The organism is Micromonospora sp. NPDC049274 (assembly GCF_040678875.1).
Classification (GTDB): Bacteria; Actinomycetota; Actinomycetes; order Mycobacteriales; family Micromonosporaceae; genus Micromonospora.
This window is the reverse complement of sequence record NZ_JBFAQS010000002.1, coordinates 314,244-330,291: the sequence shown is the minus strand read 5'-3', so window position 1 is coordinate 330,291 and position 16,048 is coordinate 314,244. Positions and strand designations below refer to the sequence as shown.

17 protein-coding genes and 2 tRNA genes are annotated in these 16,048 nt (G+C 71.5%); 11 read left to right on the top strand and 8 right to left on the bottom strand.

Annotated elements, in window-relative coordinates; translation table 11 throughout:
- Positions 1–23: 23 nt before the first annotated feature.
- The 5 genes from AB0K10_RS05095 (at position 24) to AB0K10_RS05075 (ending at position 4,965) form a co-directional block, all read left to right on the top strand.
- Positions 24–3,014 carry a UPF0182 family protein gene (locus AB0K10_RS05095; protein WP_363680091.1) on the top strand — a complete coding sequence of 997 codons (2,991 nt, stop codon included), beginning with the start codon at positions 24–26 and terminating at the stop codon, positions 3,012–3,014.
- Between the two features lie 187 nt (positions 3,015–3,201).
- Positions 3,202–3,711 (top strand): SigE family RNA polymerase sigma factor, encoded by a 510-nt coding sequence (locus AB0K10_RS05090; protein WP_363680089.1) that lies wholly within the window; start codon positions 3,202–3,204, stop codon positions 3,709–3,711.
- Positions 3,701–4,630 (top strand): hypothetical protein, encoded by a 930-nt coding sequence (locus tag AB0K10_RS05085; RefSeq protein ID WP_363680087.1) that lies wholly within the window; start codon positions 3,701–3,703, stop codon positions 4,628–4,630. The genes AB0K10_RS05090 and AB0K10_RS05085 overlap by 11 nt, the downstream gene beginning before the upstream one ends.
- A 60-nt stretch (positions 4,631–4,690) precedes the next feature.
- Positions 4,691–4,764, top strand: a tRNA-Met gene (locus AB0K10_RS05080).
- A 124-nt stretch (positions 4,765–4,888) separates the two neighbouring features.
- Positions 4,889–4,965: transfer RNA gene (locus tag AB0K10_RS05075), tRNA-Met, on the top strand.
- A gap of 120 nt (positions 4,966–5,085) precedes the next feature.
- On the opposite strand, the gene AB0K10_RS05070 is transcribed toward AB0K10_RS05075, so the two are convergent.
- Positions 5,086–5,571 (bottom strand): hypothetical protein, encoded by a 486-nt coding sequence (locus tag AB0K10_RS05070; RefSeq protein ID WP_363680085.1) that lies wholly within the window; start codon positions 5,569–5,571, stop codon positions 5,086–5,088.
- A 69-nt stretch (positions 5,572–5,640) separates the two neighbouring features.
- On the opposite strand from AB0K10_RS05070, the gene AB0K10_RS05065 reads away from it, so the two are divergent.
- Positions 5,641–5,895 carry a hypothetical protein gene (locus tag AB0K10_RS05065; protein WP_363680083.1) on the top strand — a complete coding sequence of 85 codons (255 nt, stop codon included), beginning with the start codon at positions 5,641–5,643 and terminating at the stop codon, positions 5,893–5,895.
- 149 nt (positions 5,896–6,044) lie between these two features.
- On the opposite strand, the gene AB0K10_RS05060 is transcribed toward AB0K10_RS05065, so the two are convergent.
- Positions 6,045–7,376 carry an extracellular solute-binding protein gene (locus tag AB0K10_RS05060; RefSeq protein WP_363680081.1) on the bottom strand — a complete coding sequence of 444 codons (1,332 nt, stop codon included), beginning with the start codon at positions 7,374–7,376 and terminating at the stop codon, positions 6,045–6,047.
- A 134-nt stretch (positions 7,377–7,510) separates the two neighbouring features.
- Between AB0K10_RS05060 and AB0K10_RS05055 the strand changes: the two genes are divergently transcribed.
- Positions 7,511–8,344 (top strand): phosphoribosylaminoimidazolesuccinocarboxamide synthase, encoded by an 834-nt coding sequence (locus AB0K10_RS05055; RefSeq protein ID WP_363680079.1) that lies wholly within the window; start codon positions 7,511–7,513, stop codon positions 8,342–8,344.
- A 22-nt stretch (positions 8,345–8,366) separates the two neighbouring features.
- Here AB0K10_RS05055 and AB0K10_RS05050 read toward each other — a convergent pair whose 3' ends face one another.
- Complete coding sequence (locus AB0K10_RS05050) at positions 8,367–9,263, bottom strand: hypothetical protein (RefSeq protein WP_363680077.1); 897 nt, start codon at positions 9,261–9,263, stop codon at positions 8,367–8,369.
- 17 nt (positions 9,264–9,280) lie between these two features.
- Positions 9,281–9,574, bottom strand: coding sequence for a hypothetical protein (locus tag AB0K10_RS05045; protein ID WP_363680075.1), 294 nt, complete (start codon positions 9,572–9,574; stop codon positions 9,281–9,283).
- A gap of 104 nt (positions 9,575–9,678) precedes the next feature.
- On the opposite strand from AB0K10_RS05045, the gene AB0K10_RS05040 reads away from it, so the two are divergent.
- Complete coding sequence (locus AB0K10_RS05040) at positions 9,679–10,122, top strand: hypothetical protein (protein WP_363680073.1); 444 nt, start codon at positions 9,679–9,681, stop codon at positions 10,120–10,122.
- Between the two features lie 24 nt (positions 10,123–10,146).
- Here the strand turns inward: AB0K10_RS05040 and AB0K10_RS05035 are convergent, their stop codons facing one another.
- The 3 genes from AB0K10_RS05035 to glpK all read right to left on the bottom strand — a co-directional run bounded on the left by AB0K10_RS05035 (position 10,147) and on the right by glpK (position 12,622).
- Positions 10,147–10,596 carry a YbaB/EbfC family nucleoid-associated protein gene (locus tag AB0K10_RS05035; RefSeq protein ID WP_363680071.1) on the bottom strand — a complete coding sequence of 150 codons (450 nt, stop codon included), beginning with the start codon at positions 10,594–10,596 and terminating at the stop codon, positions 10,147–10,149.
- A 71-nt stretch (positions 10,597–10,667) separates the two neighbouring features.
- Entirely contained in the window at positions 10,668–11,090 is a 423-nt protein-coding gene (locus AB0K10_RS05030) for a DUF3592 domain-containing protein (protein ID WP_363680069.1), read from the bottom strand.
- Between the two features lie 47 nt (positions 11,091–11,137).
- Positions 11,138–12,622 (bottom strand): glycerol kinase GlpK, encoded by a 1,485-nt coding sequence (gene glpK / locus AB0K10_RS05025; protein WP_363680067.1) that lies wholly within the window; start codon positions 12,620–12,622, stop codon positions 11,138–11,140.
- Positions 12,623–12,699: 77 nt separating this feature from the next.
- On the opposite strand from glpK, the gene AB0K10_RS05020 reads away from it, so the two are divergent.
- On the top strand, positions 12,700–13,638 hold the full coding sequence (locus AB0K10_RS05020) for a ribose-phosphate pyrophosphokinase (protein ID WP_344358057.1): 939 nt from the start codon (positions 12,700–12,702) through the stop codon (positions 13,636–13,638).
- A 45-nt stretch (positions 13,639–13,683) separates the two neighbouring features.
- On the opposite strand, the gene AB0K10_RS05015 is transcribed toward AB0K10_RS05020, so the two are convergent.
- Positions 13,684–14,139 carry an ATP-binding protein gene (locus AB0K10_RS05015; protein WP_363680065.1) on the bottom strand — a complete coding sequence of 152 codons (456 nt, stop codon included), beginning with the start codon at positions 14,137–14,139 and terminating at the stop codon, positions 13,684–13,686.
- A 118-nt stretch (positions 14,140–14,257) separates the two neighbouring features.
- Here AB0K10_RS05015 and AB0K10_RS05010 point away from each other — a divergent pair, with 118 nt between their 5' ends.
- Together AB0K10_RS05010 and AB0K10_RS05005 are read left to right on the top strand one after the other, a co-directional pair.
- Positions 14,258–15,382 (top strand): DUF5931 domain-containing protein, encoded by a 1,125-nt coding sequence (locus tag AB0K10_RS05010; protein ID WP_363680063.1) that lies wholly within the window; start codon positions 14,258–14,260, stop codon positions 15,380–15,382.
- Positions 15,383–15,396: 14 nt separating this feature from the next.
- A complete protein-coding gene (locus AB0K10_RS05005) occupies positions 15,397–16,044 on the top strand; it encodes a response regulator transcription factor (RefSeq protein WP_363680513.1) in 648 nt (215 codons plus the stop codon).
- The last annotated feature ends 4 nt before the right edge of the window (positions 16,045–16,048 follow it).

Below are 16,048 nucleotides of genomic sequence, written 5' to 3'. Positions count from 1 at the left end.
AGCGTGCGGAGCCAACAGTGGTAATGCGTAGCAGCAGCCCCCTGCCGAGGATGAGCCGGCGCGGCCGCGTCACCATCGCTGTCCTGGTCGGGGTGTTCGTGCTCTTCACCCTGCTCGGCTGGGGTGTCCAAGCCTGGACGGACTGGCTCTGGTTCGACGAGGTCCGCTACACCGAGGTCTTCACAGGTGTGCTTGTCACCCGGCTGATGCTGTTCCTCGTCATCGGTCTCGGCATGGCGGTGATCGTCGGCGGCAACCTGTGGCTGGCCTACCGGCTGCGTCCGCGGCTGCGGCCGCACTCGGTGGAGCAGGCCACCCTGGAGCGTTACCGGATGGCGCTCAGCCCGCGCCTCGGCACCTGGATCGCGCTTACCGCCGCCGTGGTCGGGATCTTCGCCGGCCTGTCCGCGCAGAGTCGGTGGAACCAGTGGCTGCTGTTCCGCAACGGTGGTGACTTCGGGGTCAAGGACCCGGAGTTCGGGGTGGACATCGGCTTCTACGTCTTCCAGCTGCCGTTCTGGCGCTACCTGCTCGGTGTCGGCTTCACCGCCGTGGTATTGGCCCTGATCGGCGCGCTGGCGGTGCACTACCTCTTCGGCGGGGTTCGCCTGCAGGGCATCGGGGACCGGATGAGCAACGCGGCCCGCGCTCACCTGAGCACCCTCGTCGCGGTGTTCGTGCTGCTCAAGGCCCTGGCGTATGTGCTGGACCGTCGCGCGATGCTGCTTGAGTACAACGAGGGCGCCAAGCTGTACGGCGCCGGCTACGCCGACGTCAACGCGTTGCTGCCGGCGAAGGAGATCCTGGCGTACATCTCGATCGTCGTGGCGATCGCGATCATCGTGTTCTCCAACGCCTGGATGCGGAACCTGGTCTGGCCGGGCATCTCGCTCGCTCTGCTCGGCGTCTCCGCGGTGGCGATCGGCGGCATCTACCCCTGGGCGGTGCAGACCTTCGAGGTGAAGCCGAGCGCCAAGGACAAGGAGGCGCCGTACATCCAGCGCAGCATCGACGCCACGCGGGCGGCGTTCGGGTTGGGCGCCACCGAGACCACCCCGTACGCGGCGAGCAACCTCACCCCACCGGGGAACCTGGCCACCGACACGTCTGTGGTGTCGAACGTGCGGCTGCTCGACCCGCAGTTGGTGAGCGAGACGTACACGCAGCTTCAGCAGGTGCGGGGCTTCTACGACTTCGGCCCCAAGCTGGACATCGACAGGTACGGGGTGAACGGCAAGACCTCCGACTACGTCGTCGGCGTCCGGGAGATCAACTACGGCGAGCTGACCGACCAGCAGAACACCTGGATCAACAGGCACACCGTCTACACCCACGGATACGGCCTGGTGGCCGCCCCGGCGAACCAGGTGGTGTGCGGCGGGCAGCCGTTCTTCGTCTCCGGCTTCCTCGGCGAGAAGACCCAGGAGGCGTGCTCCTCGCAGACCGAGCAGATCCCTGCCAAGCAGCCGCGCATCTACTACGGCGAGCGGATGGCGGCCGACGACTACGCGATCGTCGGGCAGGCCGACCCGAACAAGAAGGCCGAGTTCGACAGGCCGGTCGGCGATGGTGGCGGCGAGTCCTACACCTACACCGGCGAGGGCGGCGTCAAGATCGGCTCCTTCACCCGGCGGCTGCTGTACGCCATCAAGGAGCAGGAGTCGAACTTCCTGCTCTCCGAGGCGGTGAACAAGGACTCCAAGCTGCTGTACGTGCGTAACCCGCGGGACCGGGTGGAGAAGGTCGCGCCGTTCCTCACCCTGGACGGCGACCCGTACCCGGCGGTGGTCGGCGGCCGGGTGCAGTGGATCGTCGACGGCTACACGACGGCGGCGACCTACCCGTACGCCGAGCGGGTCAACCTCCAGGTCGAGACGACCGACGAGCTGACCAACCGGGGCACCTTCCAGTTGGCCCGGGAGAACGTCAACTACATGCGCAACTCGGTGAAGGCAACCGTCGACGCGTACGACGGCACCGTGACGCTCTACGAGTACGACGACACCGACCCGGTGCTGAAGGCGTGGAACAAGGCGTTCGGCGGGGACCTGATCAAGCCGAAGGCGGACATCCCGGTCGAGCTGACGGAGCACCTGCGCTACCCGGCCGACATGTTCAAGGTGCAGCGCAACCTGCTCACCAAGTTCCACGTGACCAACCCGGGCGACTTCTACTCCGCGCAGGACTTCTGGCAGGTGCCGAACGTGCCCGACGCGCCGGACAGCGGCCAGAAGCAGCCTCCGTACTACCTGTTCACCCAGTTCCCCGGCCAGGAGAGTCCCCGGTTCCAGCTCACCTCGGCGGTCACCCCGAACGGCCGGCAGAACCTGGCCGCGTTGATCTCCGGGTCGTACATCGACGGGAAGCCCCGGCTGGAGGTGCTGGAGTTGCCGGACCAGACCCGGATCTCCGGGCCGGTGCAGGTACACCAGCAGATGACCAACAACGCGAACATCCGCCAGCAGCTCAACCTGCTCTCCAGCAACCAGGCGCAGGTGCAGTACGGCAACCTGCTCTCGTTGCCCTTCGCCGACGGCATGCTCTACGTCGAGCCGGTCTACGTGAAGAGCAACCAGCAGGACGCGTACCCGCTGTTGCAGAAGGTGCTGCTCTCCTACGGTGACGGCGGCTCGTTCGTGGCGCTCGCCGACAACATCAACGACGGCATCAAGCAGTTGGTCGAGCAGGGTAAGAAGGCCGGGCAGGGCACCTCGCCGCCGCCGACCACCGGTGGGAACCCGACCAACCCGTCGCCGACGGCGACCCCGAGCGCGACGCCGACGCCGGGCAGCACCAACCCGCCGCCGACCGGCCCGCTGGCCACTGCCGCGGACCGGGTGCAGGCCGCCATCACCGAGGTCCGCGCCGCGCAGACCTCCGGCGACTTCGAGCGGTACGGTCGCGCGCTCAAGGCGCTGGATGAGGCGCTCACCGCGTTCCAGCAGGCGCAGCAGGCCGCCAACCCGAGCGGTAGCGCGCCGCCGCCGTCGCCGAGCGCCACCCCGGGCGGCTGATCGGCCGCCCGAGGAGCACCCCGGAGCCCTCGTCGTCGGACCTGCGCGGTCCTGACGTCGGGGGCTCCGTCGCGTCCGTACGTTATGCCGGCCTGTCGCCTCTCCGACACGTTTTGTCCGGCTGAACCGCAACCCGCGACCGCCTCCCGCCGTCCTTCCTGCAACGGGGGCGGACAAGGGGGCAGGCGTGAGGCACGCACAGAGCTTCGACGAGTTCTACCGCAGCACCGCCCGGCGGATGATGCGGTACGGCTACGCGGTGACCGGTGACCACACCGAGGCGCAGGACCTCGTGCAGGAGGCGTTCGCGCGGGCCTGGCGGCAGTGGGGGCGACTGTCCGAGCATCCGGCGCCCGAGGCGTGGCTGCGGTTGGTGGTGTCCCGGCTGGCGAACGACCGTTGGCGGCACCTGCACCGCTGGCGGGTGATGGTGAGCCGCAGCGGGCCTCCGGCGACCGCGCCCCCGCCGAGTGAGAACGGAGTGCTGCTCGTCCGCGCGCTTCGTCAACTGCCGGCGACGCAGCGGCAGGCGCTGGCCCTGCACTACCTCTTCGACATGCCGGTCGAGGAGATCGCCCGGGAGGCCGACGTCCCGCTCGGCACCGTCAAGTCCTGGTTGTCCCGCGGTCGGTCCCGGCTGGCCGTGCTGCTGCCCGACGTCCACATCGACGAGCTGGAGGCGAACGATGTCAACTGAACTTCCCGACCTGTACCGGTCGCTCACCGTCGTGGCCGACGGTGTGGAGGTGGCCCACCCCGAGCTGGTCCGGCGGCACGCCGACCGGCGAGCCTGGGTCCGGGTGGCCGGTAGTGCGCTGGCGGTGGCGGTGCTGCTCGGCGGGGTGGCCGTCGGTGGGCGGCTGGCGTTCTCCGCCGACGGGTCCGCGCCGCTGCCACCACCGGCCGGCGCGACGGCGTCCGCACTGCCGACCGGGTCTGCCCTGCCGCCGTCCCCGTCGCCGTCCGCGCCCACGGTGCCCCCGCCCCCGTCGCGCGCCACACCGAGCGGTACGCGGTCGGCCGGGCCCACCGGGGCGGCGACCGCCCACCCACCGACCTCGATCCCGGACCGCGCCTTCTTCGTCCTGGCGGCCGCCAACCGGACGGGCCTGGAATCGACAGCGGCGGGCCCGGTCCTGCCGGCGCTGTGCGGAACCCGGTATCTCAGCGAGTCGGCGGTGGTGCAGCGCCGCGCCCGGTCGATCGCCTACAAGCGACCGGAGACCAGGGTGGGGAGCGTGCCGGACGGCAGCTACCGGCACAGCATCACGATCTACCGACCCGGCCGCGCCGACGACGCGCTGCGGGAGCTGCGGCAGGCCGTCCGCGCCTGCCCGGAGCAGAGGATGCCCGACGACAGCAGGACCTGGCGGCAGCGACTGCTCGACCCGGGGGCGTACGGCGACGAGTCGGTGCTGTTCGAGCTGCGTGCCCCGTACCCGCAGGGCATGGGCGATCCGGGCGCGTACGAGGTGCGACTGGTCCGGGCGGTCCGGGTCGACGACGTGGTGACGGTGCTCTGGGAGCAGGGCTGGGAGTACACGGCGGCCGAGCGTGCGCAGGTCGACGCCGACAGCCGCCGGGCGGTGGCGGCGATCGAGAAGTGGCTCGGCTGACGGCGGTATCGGAGTCGTTTTGCGGTGCCCCGGGTCGGTGCGCTACGGTTAACGAGCCGACGCGGGGTGGAGCAGCTCGGTAGCTCGCTGGGCTCATAACCCAGAGGTCGCAGGTTCAAATCCTGTCCCCGCTACGACTGAAAGCCCGTCTCCGGTTCGCCGGAGGCGGGCTTTCGCCATGTCCGGGACTCGTGTCCCGCCCCGACGGGGACCCCGCTGATCATCGTCGGGGCGGATGCGCTACGGTTAACCAGTCGACGCGGGGTGGAGCAGCTCGGTAGCTCGCTGGGCTCATAACCCAGAGGTCGCAGGTTCAAATCCTGTCCCCGCTACCACGGAAAGTGCACACCGAAGCCCGGTCCCAGATCATGGGGCCGGGTTTTCTGGTTCCCGGTCGTGTCGACCCCCGGTGCGCGCGGGGGTCGGCGCCAGACGGGCACCGACCCCCACGGCTGTCACCTGAGGCCGAAGGCCCGCATGACGGTCTGGGTGACGCCACCGCCGTTGCGCTGCGCGGCGGTGACACGGATGGACACGTACTCGGCCTGGCTCGGCGCGTTCACCGACGCCGTCCAGGTGCCCCTGCGTTCCTTGAGGCCCTGCCGCTGCCAGGTGCGTCCGTCGTCGTACGAGACCTCCAGACCGAGCGAGGAGACCCCGTCCCGGGCGGCGGCACTGCCCACCACGACCGGCGTGATGGCGAGGTCGCTCCGACGCGGCGCGCGGCCCGCCAGGTCCACGTCCGTCTCGTAGTCCAACTGGACCAGCGGAATGGCCTGCACGTCTGGCACCGCGCCGGAGAGGAAACTCCAGTCGGTGCGTGTGGTGGAGGAGTACGGGCTGTACTCGGGCTTGGTCTCGGTCTCGACGACCAGCCGGTACGGCAACTTCTCCGGTGCCAGCTCACCGGCGAACAGCTCCGGCCAGCCCTCGAACTGCACCAGTTGTGTCGGCGTGAATTCGGCGTGGACCGACGTGCCGAGGTTGCGTCCTTCGGCGAGGATGGGCGCATGTCTTCATTCGGGAAGTGGTGGGGCCGGCTCAGCGCGGTCCTCGGTGCGGTTGTCCTGGCGGTCTTCGTGCCGGTCGCGGCGTGGGCGTCCACGGGCGCCGGCGAGGTGGTGGTGGAGGCCGCCCGGCGGCGCTCCCGTGGCGGCGGCGGCTTCGGTTTCCTCGGTCTGCTCTGCTGCCTCGTGGTGGTGGCGATCATCGTGTTCCTGGTGCTGCGTCTGACGCGCAACCGGCGCGGCGGCCCTCCGCGCTGACCGCCGCCCAACCGGCCGGCCGCCGACGACCACCGGTCGGCGGCGGCCCGGGGCGGGCGGCAGCCATGGCCCGGGGGCGGGCGGCGGCCGGGGCGGCCGGCAGGTGTGGCGGGTGGTAGCGGGCAGCAGGCGTGGCTGGCGGTGGCGGGTCAGGCGGCCAGGGCGGCGTTGGCCTGGGCGAGGAACCGTGCGGTGGCCGCCCGCGTGCCGGCCCGCTTGGCGCGGAGACTCTCCGCGGCGGCGACCAGCAGAGACCGCACCCTGGCATGGCCCTTCGGCGGTGGCGCGGGAGCCGGCCCCAGTTGGCCGGCGATGCTGGCACCGAACTCGGCGGCGCGCTGCTGAGCCGGGTCGGTGATGCTGCCCTCGGTGTAGCGGCGTACGGCGAGACTGGCGTTGAGGCCCCGCTCGTGGCCGAGGAGGGTGCCCGCCTCGCCGTTCGTGGTCAGAAAGTTGATCACGTCGACCACCGTGTCCGGGTGGCGAGTCCCCCGGAACCCGGCCCAGAACATCGAGGCCCGTGGCCACTGGGCGCCCGGGGGGCCGGGAAGGCCCACCACACCCAGCTCGGATTTGGTGAGTCGTTGCAGCTCAGGCAGTTGGTGGGACCAGGCGAAGGACGCGGCGGTCAGCCCGGTGACCACCAACTGTCGGGTCGGCTCCCCGCTGTCGGCCTGCTCGACGAGGGCCGCGCCCGGGGTGGCCCGCCCGGTGCGGGCGCGCTGCCACAGCTCGAACCAGGCGATCAGCTCCTCGGCGCCGAAGCCGAGCTGTCGCCCCCGGTAGAAGTCGCTGCCCTGGGACCGGAGCCAGAGCCAGAGGGCGCGGTAGTCGCCGGACGCGTCCACCGTGCCGGCCACCTGGCCGTCGCTGGCCTCGGTGACCTGCTGCGCCCAGGCGATGTAGTCCACCCAGGACATCCCGCCGCGCGGTTCGGGCACCCGCAGCTCGCGCAGCAGGTCCCGGTTGAATACCACGGCCGCGAGGGTCTGCCCGGCCGCCACGGCCATCGTCCGCCCGTCCACCGTGCCGTAGCGGATCAGCCCGTCCGGCAGGCCGCGCAGGTCCAATCGGTGGTCGGCGGTCCGTTCGGTGAGGTCGAGGATGATCTGGCGTTGGGAGTATTCGGTAAGCATGGAGTCGTCGAGCTGGATCAGGTCCGGAATGTTGCCGCCGGCCGCCTGGGTGGCCAACCGCTCGTAGTAGCCGTCGGCGCCCTGCCAGGTGACCCGGAAGCTGACCCGTGGGTTGCGCTCCGAATACAGCCGAAGGGCCTTCTCCGTCAACTCGGCCCGCTTCGTCGTGCCCCACCAGAAGACGGACAGCTCGACCGGCCCGTCCTGCGTCGAGGTATCGGCGCCGTCGCTGCATCCGGCCAGCCCACCGGTGGCCAGCAGGGGAGCGCCGAGCAGCGCGGTAAGCACTCGGCGTCGGCCCGGGTCGGCGCCGAAGCGGGCGATCGGGGGACGGGCAACGGGCACGGGGGCTCCTGGCACGTACGGAAGGGTCGGACCATTCACGCAGGCGGCGCAGGAGGGTGTCAACGTCCATCCGGTCAGCCCCGACCCCGGTGGTCGAATCGGTCCTTCCGATATCGCGTGATGTACTAGGGCGCGTGGAACTTCTGCACTCGGGCAAGGTTCGGGACATCTACGCCGACGGCGACGACCTGATCCTGGTCGCCTCGGACCGCATCTCGATCTACGACGTGGCGCTGCCGACGCCGATCCCGGACAAGGGTCGCCTGCTCACCGCGCTCTCCCTGTGGTGGTTCGAGCAGCTCGCCGACCTGGTACCGAACCACGTCATCTCGGCCACCGACGTGCCGGCCGAGTTCGCCGGGCGGGCGATCCGCTGTCAGCGGCTGGACATCATCCCGGTCGAGTGCGTCGCCCGGGGTTACCTCACCGGCGGCGGCCTGCGGGAGTACGAGCGCACCGGCGCCGTCTCCGGCGTGCCGCTGCCCCGCGGGCTGGGCGAGGCGTCGATCCTGCCCGAGCCGATCTTCACGCCGTCGACCAAGGCGCCGATGGGCGAGCACGACGAGCCGATCACGTACGCCGAGGTGGTGGACAAGGTGGGCGCGGAGACCGCCGAGCGGCTGCGGCAGATCACCATCGACGTCTACCGGCGCGGGGCGGAGCTGGCCGCCGACCGGGGCATCCTGATCGCCGATACCAAGATCGAACTGGGGTGGGCGCCGGACGGCACCCTGGTCCTCGCCGACGAGCTGCTCACCTCCGACTCGTCACGGTTCTGGCCGGCCGACTCGTACCAGCCGGGCCGGGTGCAGTTCTCCTACGACAAGCAGTACGTGCGGGACTGGGCCACCGGCAGCGGCTGGAACAAGCTGCCTCCGGCACCGGACGTGCCCGCCGAGGTGGTCGAGGCGACCCGCGCCCGCTACGTCGAGGTCTACGAGAAGCTCACCGGCAACCGCTGGGAGTGAGCGAGGCGACGCCCGAGGCCCCTCAGTGGTTCCAGGCGTCGCCTCCGAACAGCCGCGCCCACAGGTTGTCGACCACGCCCGACGTGCCCCAGACGGTGTCCCCGTCGCCGTCCGTCCCGGCCGGGGCGAGCTGGGTCCCACCGCCGTAGACCAGGTAGCCCGGTCCGGTCGGCGAGCCGACCGCATGCCGTGCGCCACTGTGGATGCCGTACCCCACGAAGTCGCGCTCCCACTTGGACAGGAACCCGGCGGCCACGTTGTCGAGCCCGTCGACGGTGGCCTGGACCAGGTCCTTCAGCACCCCGACGTCGCCGCTGCCCAGGTGGGCGCCAACGTCGAACGCCGCCGCGCCGGCGATGGCCGCCGCTCCGCCGGTGGCGACGGCCTCGGCCATCGTCTCGATGCCCTTCAGGAAAGTGAGCGCCGACGCGGCGAAAGAGTTCGCAGTCGCCAGCGCGGACGCCGCGGCCGGTGCGCCGACGACGGTCGCCGAGGCCGCCGCGATGAAGCCGGCGAACACCGCCAGGATGGTGGACACCACCGCGTACGCCACGACGAGACAGAGCAGGACCCCGCCGACGCAGAGCATGGTGACGCCCACGGTCACCGTCAGCACCTGGGTGCCGACGACCTGGGTGCCGTACGCGTTGATGTGCGCCCCGAACGCGTCGCGGTCCTGGCCGCTCCACTGGGCCGCGGTCAGGGTCGCGATCGCGTCGTCGAGGTTGCCGTGGGCGGTGCCGAGCTGGTCGTACATGGCCAGCCAGTCGCCGCCCTTGCGCATGATCGTCTCGGGGTCGCACTGGTTGAAGTAGACGATCTGGGCGATCGGCCAGGCGGCGGGGATGACCGAGGCGGCCAGGCTGATCTCCGCCATCGCGATCTTCGCGGCGGCCGCGGGGTAGGTAGGGTCTGCCATGTCGGTCTCCGGCGTCGTCAGCGGGGAACGATGGTGCTGGCGGTCTCGGCGGCTTCCCAGTTGTCCGCCGTACGGCCCAACCGGGACCGGACCTCGGCGAGGTGCTCGCGTTTGGTGCGCAGTTGTTCCTCGACGAACTCGATCGCGCCGACGTAGGCGACCGCGAGTTGTGGCACCACCGAGGTGAAGTTGCTGTGTTCGATGGCGCGGGCGGACGTCAACAGCTCGGCGCAGGCGTCCAGGGGCGGCCCGACCTGACGTTCGATCGTCTCGCCCAGCGCGCGGATCGCCGGCGGGTCAACCTCGATCATCGACTCTCCCCGTGTGCGTGATCGATGTTCATGGTGCCGGAGCGCGGACAGCCTAACAGGATCATGGATGGGTGTGAGTGCCCGTCGCTGGTAGCCTGCGACCCATGCCAGCCGGATCGTCGACGCCCCCCGACAACTACGTGACCCGGATGGCCCGCCGACCGCGCTGGCAGCGGATTCTGGTGCCGATCCTCATGCTCCTGGTCCTCCTGGTGCTGCCCATCGGCCTCGGGCGCAATCTGATCGGCGCCGAGCGGGTCAGCATCCAGGTCGAGTCCTGCGACCTCGGTGGTGCGAAGGCGACCCAGCGGTGCCGGGGCACCTGGAGCATGTCCGACGGGCGGGTGGTCACCGGCCCGGTGGGCGGCGGTGCCCCGCACGCCGGGGACCGGGTCGACGGCTGGGCCAACGGCGACCGGGCCACCATCAGCCTGATGGCCTGGCTCATCGCCCCGCTGATGGTGGGCGGAGTCCTGCTGGCGGTGACGGTGGCGCTCGCCGTCGTCTTCCTGCGGGCGGGCGTGCAGCGGGTGCGGCGCGGCCGCTGACCTCCCGCTCCGAGCCGGCGCCTGTCAGACCCCCAGTTGGCGCCGCAGCCGTTCCAGCATCTCCGTGCTCTCCCGGATCGGCCCGCTCACCATGTCGTTGAGCTGCGCCAGCTTGGCCTGCGCCGCTGCCGGGTCGTGCAGCAGCGCGGAGGGACCGGCCGGCCCGCCCAGCTCACGCATCACCTCGGTGGTCGCTCGCTGAAGGTCGGCCCGCGCCGCCCGGAGGAGACCGGCGACCAGTTCCGACAGCTCGGCCGCGGGCATGCGCAGCGCGCGCGGATCGATGTGCAGCTCCTGGGCGGGGTCCTCGGCGGTGCAGGTGACCCGGACCAACCCGTTCTCGCTCTCCGCCTGGCCGGTCAGGCCGGCCAGGCGACCGCGCAGCTCCTCGCCGCGGCCCAACTGCTCCCGCATCCGCGCCGCCAGCTGCGCCATCGCGTCCGGAGTTGGTGTGGTCCCGATCGGCCCGCTCATCGTGCCCTCCCGCTGTCGTCTGTCTGAGCGGCCGACGGTACCCACCGCGGCCAACCACTGTGGAGGGCGGATCAGCTCAGGCTCAGGAAGACCACGATGCCGACGACCAGCACGACCACGCTGGCGGCGAGCAGCGAGACGAAGGTAACGACCACTGAGGAGGTCGAGCCCGTATCGGCTGCCTCGACGAGGATCCGGGTCGGGTTGGCGGGTTCGTACACCACGGTGACCGGCCCGGGCGCCGCCGACAGGGGGGTCTGCCGGAAACGTCCCGGCGTCGCGGTCACGACGGAACCGTCGACTGTCTGGTAGCGCACGACCGGGTAGTAGGTGCGTGGGCCCTGGCCCAGGGTGACCGGTCGCAGCTCCACCACCTCGCCCGGCACCCGGACACCCCGGCGCAGCAGGCCGAGGTCCCGCACGAAGCGGCCGACCGCGTACGCCATGCCTGCCACACCGAGGCTCGCCATGATCGTCAGAACCAGGTACGGCATCTCGTCATCCTCTCGGGTCGTGCCGGAGATCGATCACCGACGCGTGCTCAGTCCACCCAGTCCAGCGTGCGCTGCACGGCCTTACGCCAGTTGTGCAGCTCCCGCTCGCGCAGCTCGGAGGCCATGGCCGGTTCCCACTGCGCGTCCGAGCGCCACTGGGCGCGCAGGGTGGCGAGGTCCGGCCAGAAGCCCACCGCCAGGCCGGCGGCGTACGCGGCGCCGAGGCAGGTGGTCTCGGTGATCCGGGAACGGACCACCGGCACATCGAGCACATCGGCGAGGAACTGCATGAGCAGGCTGTTGGCGGTCATCCCGCCGTCCACCCGGAGTCGGCGCAGCGCCACGTCGGAGTCGGCGTTCATCGCGTCGACCACCTCGCGGGTCTGCCACGCCGACGCCTCCAGCACCGCCCGGGCCAGGTGCCCCTTGGTGATGTAGCCGGTCAGGCCGGCGATCACGCCCCGCGCGTCGCTGCGCCAGTGCGGGGCGAAGAGCCCGGAGAACGCCGGCACGACGTAACAGCCGCCGTTGTCCTCCACGGTGCGGGCCAGCTCCTCCACCTCAGGGGCCGTGGAGATCAGCCCGAGGTTGTCGCGCAGCCACTGCACCAGTGAGCCGGTGACGGCGATGGCGCCCTCCAGGGCGTACGCCGGTGGTTGGCCCTTGATCTGGTACGCGACTGTGGTGAGCAGGCCGTGCGCCGACGGCACCGGGCTGGCGCCGGTGTTGAGCAGCAGGAAGCTGCCCGTGCCGTAGGTGCACTTCGCCTCGCCCGGCTGGAAGCACGTCTGCCCGAACAGGGCGGCCTGCTGATCGCCGAGCGCGCTGGCCACCGGCACTCCCGCGAGCACGCCGGAGGCCGTGCCGTACACCTCGGCGGAGCAGCGGATCTCCGGCAGCATCGCCGCCGGCACGCCCAGCGCGTCCAGCAGCTCCGGATCCCAGTCGAGGGTGGTGAGGTCCATCAGCATGGTCCGGCTGGCGTTCGTCACGTCGGTGACGTGCTCGCCGGTCAGCTTCCAGATCAGCCAGCTGTCCATCGTGCCGAAGAGCACCTCGCCACGTTCGGCGCGCTCGCGCAGACCGTCGACCTCGTCGAGCAGCCAGCGCACCTTCGGGCCGGCGAAGTAGGTGGCCAGCGGCAGGCCCGTGCGGGCACGGAGGCGCTCCTCGCCGTACGCCGAGGCCAGCTCGCGCAGCAGCGGCCCGGTGCGGGTGTCCTGCCAGACGATGGCGTTGGCCACCGGGCGGCCGGTGGCCCGGTCCCAGACGACTGTGGTCTCCCGCTGGTTGGTGATGCCGACGGCGGCCAGTCCGGCCGCGTCGGTACCGGCGGCCCGCAGCGCCTCGGTGATCACCTGCTGGACGTTGTCCCAGATCTCCTCGGCGTCGTGCTCCACCCAGCCCGGCCGGGGAAAGATCTGCCGGTGTTCGCGCTGGGCCGCGGCGACGATGTCCCCGGCGGAGTCGAAGACGATGCACCGCGAGGAGGTGGTGCCCTGGTCGATGGCGGCGACGTACTCGGGGGTCACGGCAGCACCGTACCCAAACCGGCGGCGCGGAGCGACCGACGTCACGTTGGCCTCCGCGTCGCCTACGATGTGCGAACGTGCGCGACATCGCCGTTTTCAGTGGAACCGCCCATCCCGACCTGGCTGCCGAGATCTGCGCCCACCTGGGGGTGCCGCTGCATCCGGTGCGGGTCTCCCGGTTCGCCAACGACTGTCTGGAAGTGCAGTTGCAGGCCAACTGCCGGGAGCGGGACGTCTTCCTGATCCAGCCGCTGGTGCCGCCGGTCCAGGAGAACCTCGTCGAGCTGTTGCTGATGATCGACGCGGCCCGGGGCGCGTCCGCCGGTCGGATCACCGTGGTGCTGCCGCACTACGCGTACGCCCGCTCGGACAAGAAGGACGCGCCGCGTATCTCGATCGGCGCGCGGCTCGTCGCTGACCTGCTCACCTCGGCGGGGGCGGACCGGGTGCTCGCGATGACCCTGCACTCGCCGCAGGTGCACGGCTTCTTCAGCGTCCCCGTGGATCATCTGCACGCGCTGCGCGAGTTGGCCACCCACTTTCGGCGCTACGACCTCAGCGACACGGTGGTGGTCTCGCCGGACCTGGGCAACGCCAAGGAGGCTGCCGCCTTCGCCCGGCTGCTCGGCACGCCGGTGGCGGCAGGTGCGAAGCAGCGGTTCAGCGACGACCTGGTCAAGATCAGTGCGGTGATCGGCGAGGTCACCGACCGGGACGTCATAGTGCTGGACGACGAGATCGCCAAGGGCAGCACTGTGGTCGAGCTGATGGAGCACCTGCGCGGCCTGAAGGTGCGCTCGATCCGGCTGGCCTGCACGCACGGTCTGTTCTCCGGAGACGCGCTGCGGCGGCTCAGCGACCAGGACGGCGTGTTGGAGATCGTCTGCACCAACACGGTCCCGATTCCGGCCGAGAAGCGGGTCGGGAAACTCGAGGTCCTGTCGGTGGCGCCCGCCCTGGCCGAGGCCATGCGCCGGATCCACAACGGGGAGTCGGTCTCGGCCCTCTTCGGCTAGGGCCTGCTCCATAAGAACTGGCCGGCCCGCGTGCCGGGCCTGGTCTCAGCGCTGGGTGCGGTCGGTGACGGCGAGAGTGGCGGCGATTCGGACGGTGGTGCCGGCGGCGCTGGTGGCGATCTCCATGTCGTCGGTCAGCTCCCGGGCCAGCCAGAGACCCCAGCCGCCGGCGGTGTCCGGGGCGGGACGGGTCCGGTCGCCCAGCCGCTGCGGGGTGATGCCCTGCCCGTGGTCCGCCACCTCGCAGAACAGCGCGCCCGGCTCCCGCCAGAGCCGCAGCCACCCGCGCCCGCCGCCGTGCCGCACCGCGTTGGTGATCAGCTCGTTGACCGCCAGCACGAAGTCGTCCAGCCGTTGGCCGTCGAGGCCGGAGGCGTGCGCGCAGGAGGTGACCGAGTGTCGAATCTCGGTCACCTGGGCCTGCTCGAAGGCCTCGGCGATCAGGAGGGAGGTTTCGATGGGCACAACCGTACGCGGTGCGTGCGGATCTGCATTCGTCATGGCCCGTCCCGACGGCGGATCTCGGAGTATTTCGCGGCTTTTCCACCGTACGTCAGGGTTCCCCGAGGCGCACTCCGTGGCACCGCGCCGCCGGCCCGGCTGTGGCATCCTGACCGCCATGCCGTCGCCACCGGGTGGTTTCGAGGTGCCGCTCTGGCGGGCCCTCACGGTGTTCCGGGTGGCCTCCCTCGTGTACGTCTGCGCGCTCGCCGTGCGCGACGCCGACCGGTACGACCACCCGTTCGCCGTCGCCGCCCTGATCCTGACGATGATCCTCTGGACCGGGGCGACCGCCGTCGGGTACGCCCGGCCCGCCCGGCGCCGCTGGCCGCTGCTGCTGGCCGACCTCGGGGTGGTGGTCGCCATCGTGCTGTCCACCCCCTGGGTGGTCGGACGGGAGGCGCTCGGGCACGGCGTACCCACCCTGGGGGTCGCCTGGATGGCCGGCCCGGTGCTGGCCTGGGCCGTCTCCGGCGGCCGGCGGCGGGGCACGGTGGCCGCGCTGCTGGTGGCAGGCGCGGACCTGGCCACCCGGGAGCGGATCGGCCAGTCCTCGTTCACCGGGGTGATCCTGCTGCTACTCGCCGGGGTGGTGGTCGGGCACGTGGCCCGGCTCGCCGTGGCCGCCGAGGAACGCCTGCAACACGCGGTGGAGCTGGAGGCGGCCACCCGGGAGCGGGAACGACTGGCACGCGACATCCACGACTCGGTGCTCCAGGTGCTGGCGCTGGTGCAGCGGCGCGGCGCGCACCTGCCCGGCGAGGCCGGCGAACTGGCCCGGCTCGCCGGTGAGCAGGAGGCCGCCCTGCGGGCCCTGATCGCGGGCACCGCACCGGCCGCTGCCGCCGGTACGGACGCGGTGGACCTGCGCAGCCTGCTCGGCAGGTACGCGTCGGCGGCGGTGTCGCTCTCGGCCCCCGCCACCCCGGTCACTCTGCCCCGGCAGGTGGCCGGCGAGTTGGCGGCCGCCGCCGGGGCGGCCCTGGACAACGTGGGCCGCCACGCCGGCGGGCGGGCCTGGGTGTTGATCGAGGATGAGGGGGAGACCGTGACCGTGTCGATCCGTGACGAGGGGCCGGGCATCCCGGACGGCAGGCTGGTCGAGGCCGCCGCGCAGGGGCGGCTCGGCGTGGCCCGGTCGATCCGCGGGCGGGTGACCGACCTCGGGGGCACCGTCCGGATCCTGTCGATCCCCGACGCCGGCACCGAGATCGAGCTGACCGTGCCGAGGACGCCGCGGTGACGGCCGTGCGGGTGATGGTCGTCGACGACCATCCGATGTGGCGCGAGGGTGTGGCCCGCGACCTGGCCGAGGCCGGCTTCCTCGTGGTGGCGACAAGCGGCGAGGGGCGGCAGGCGATCCGGGTCGCCGCCGCCGTCCGACCCGACGTGGTCGTCCTCGACCTGCAACTACCGGACATCTCCGGCGTCGAGGTGGTCGTCGGGCTGCGTGCCGCGCTGCCCGACGTCCGGGTGCTGATGCTCAGCGCCAGCGGCGAGGAGCAGAGCGTGCTCGACGCGGTCAAGGCGGGCGCCACCGGCTACCTGGTGAAGTCGACGGCGCCCGCCGCGTTCCTCGACGCGGTCCGCCGCACCGCCGCCGGTGACCCAGTCTTCACGCCCGGCCTGGCGGGGTTGGTGCTGGGGGAGTACCGGCGGCTGGCCGCCGGGCCGGGGCAGGGCACGACCGGGGACGCGGAGCCGGGAATGCCCCGCCTCACCGACCGGGAGACGGAGGTGCTGCGCCTGGTGGCCAAGGGGATGTCGTACAAGCAGATCGCGCAGCGGCTCGGCCTGTCCCACCGCACCGTGCAGAACCACGTGCAGAACACGCTGGGCAAGCTGCACCTGCACAACCGTGTCGAGTTGACCCGGTACGCGATCGAGCGTGGCCTGGACGACTGACCTG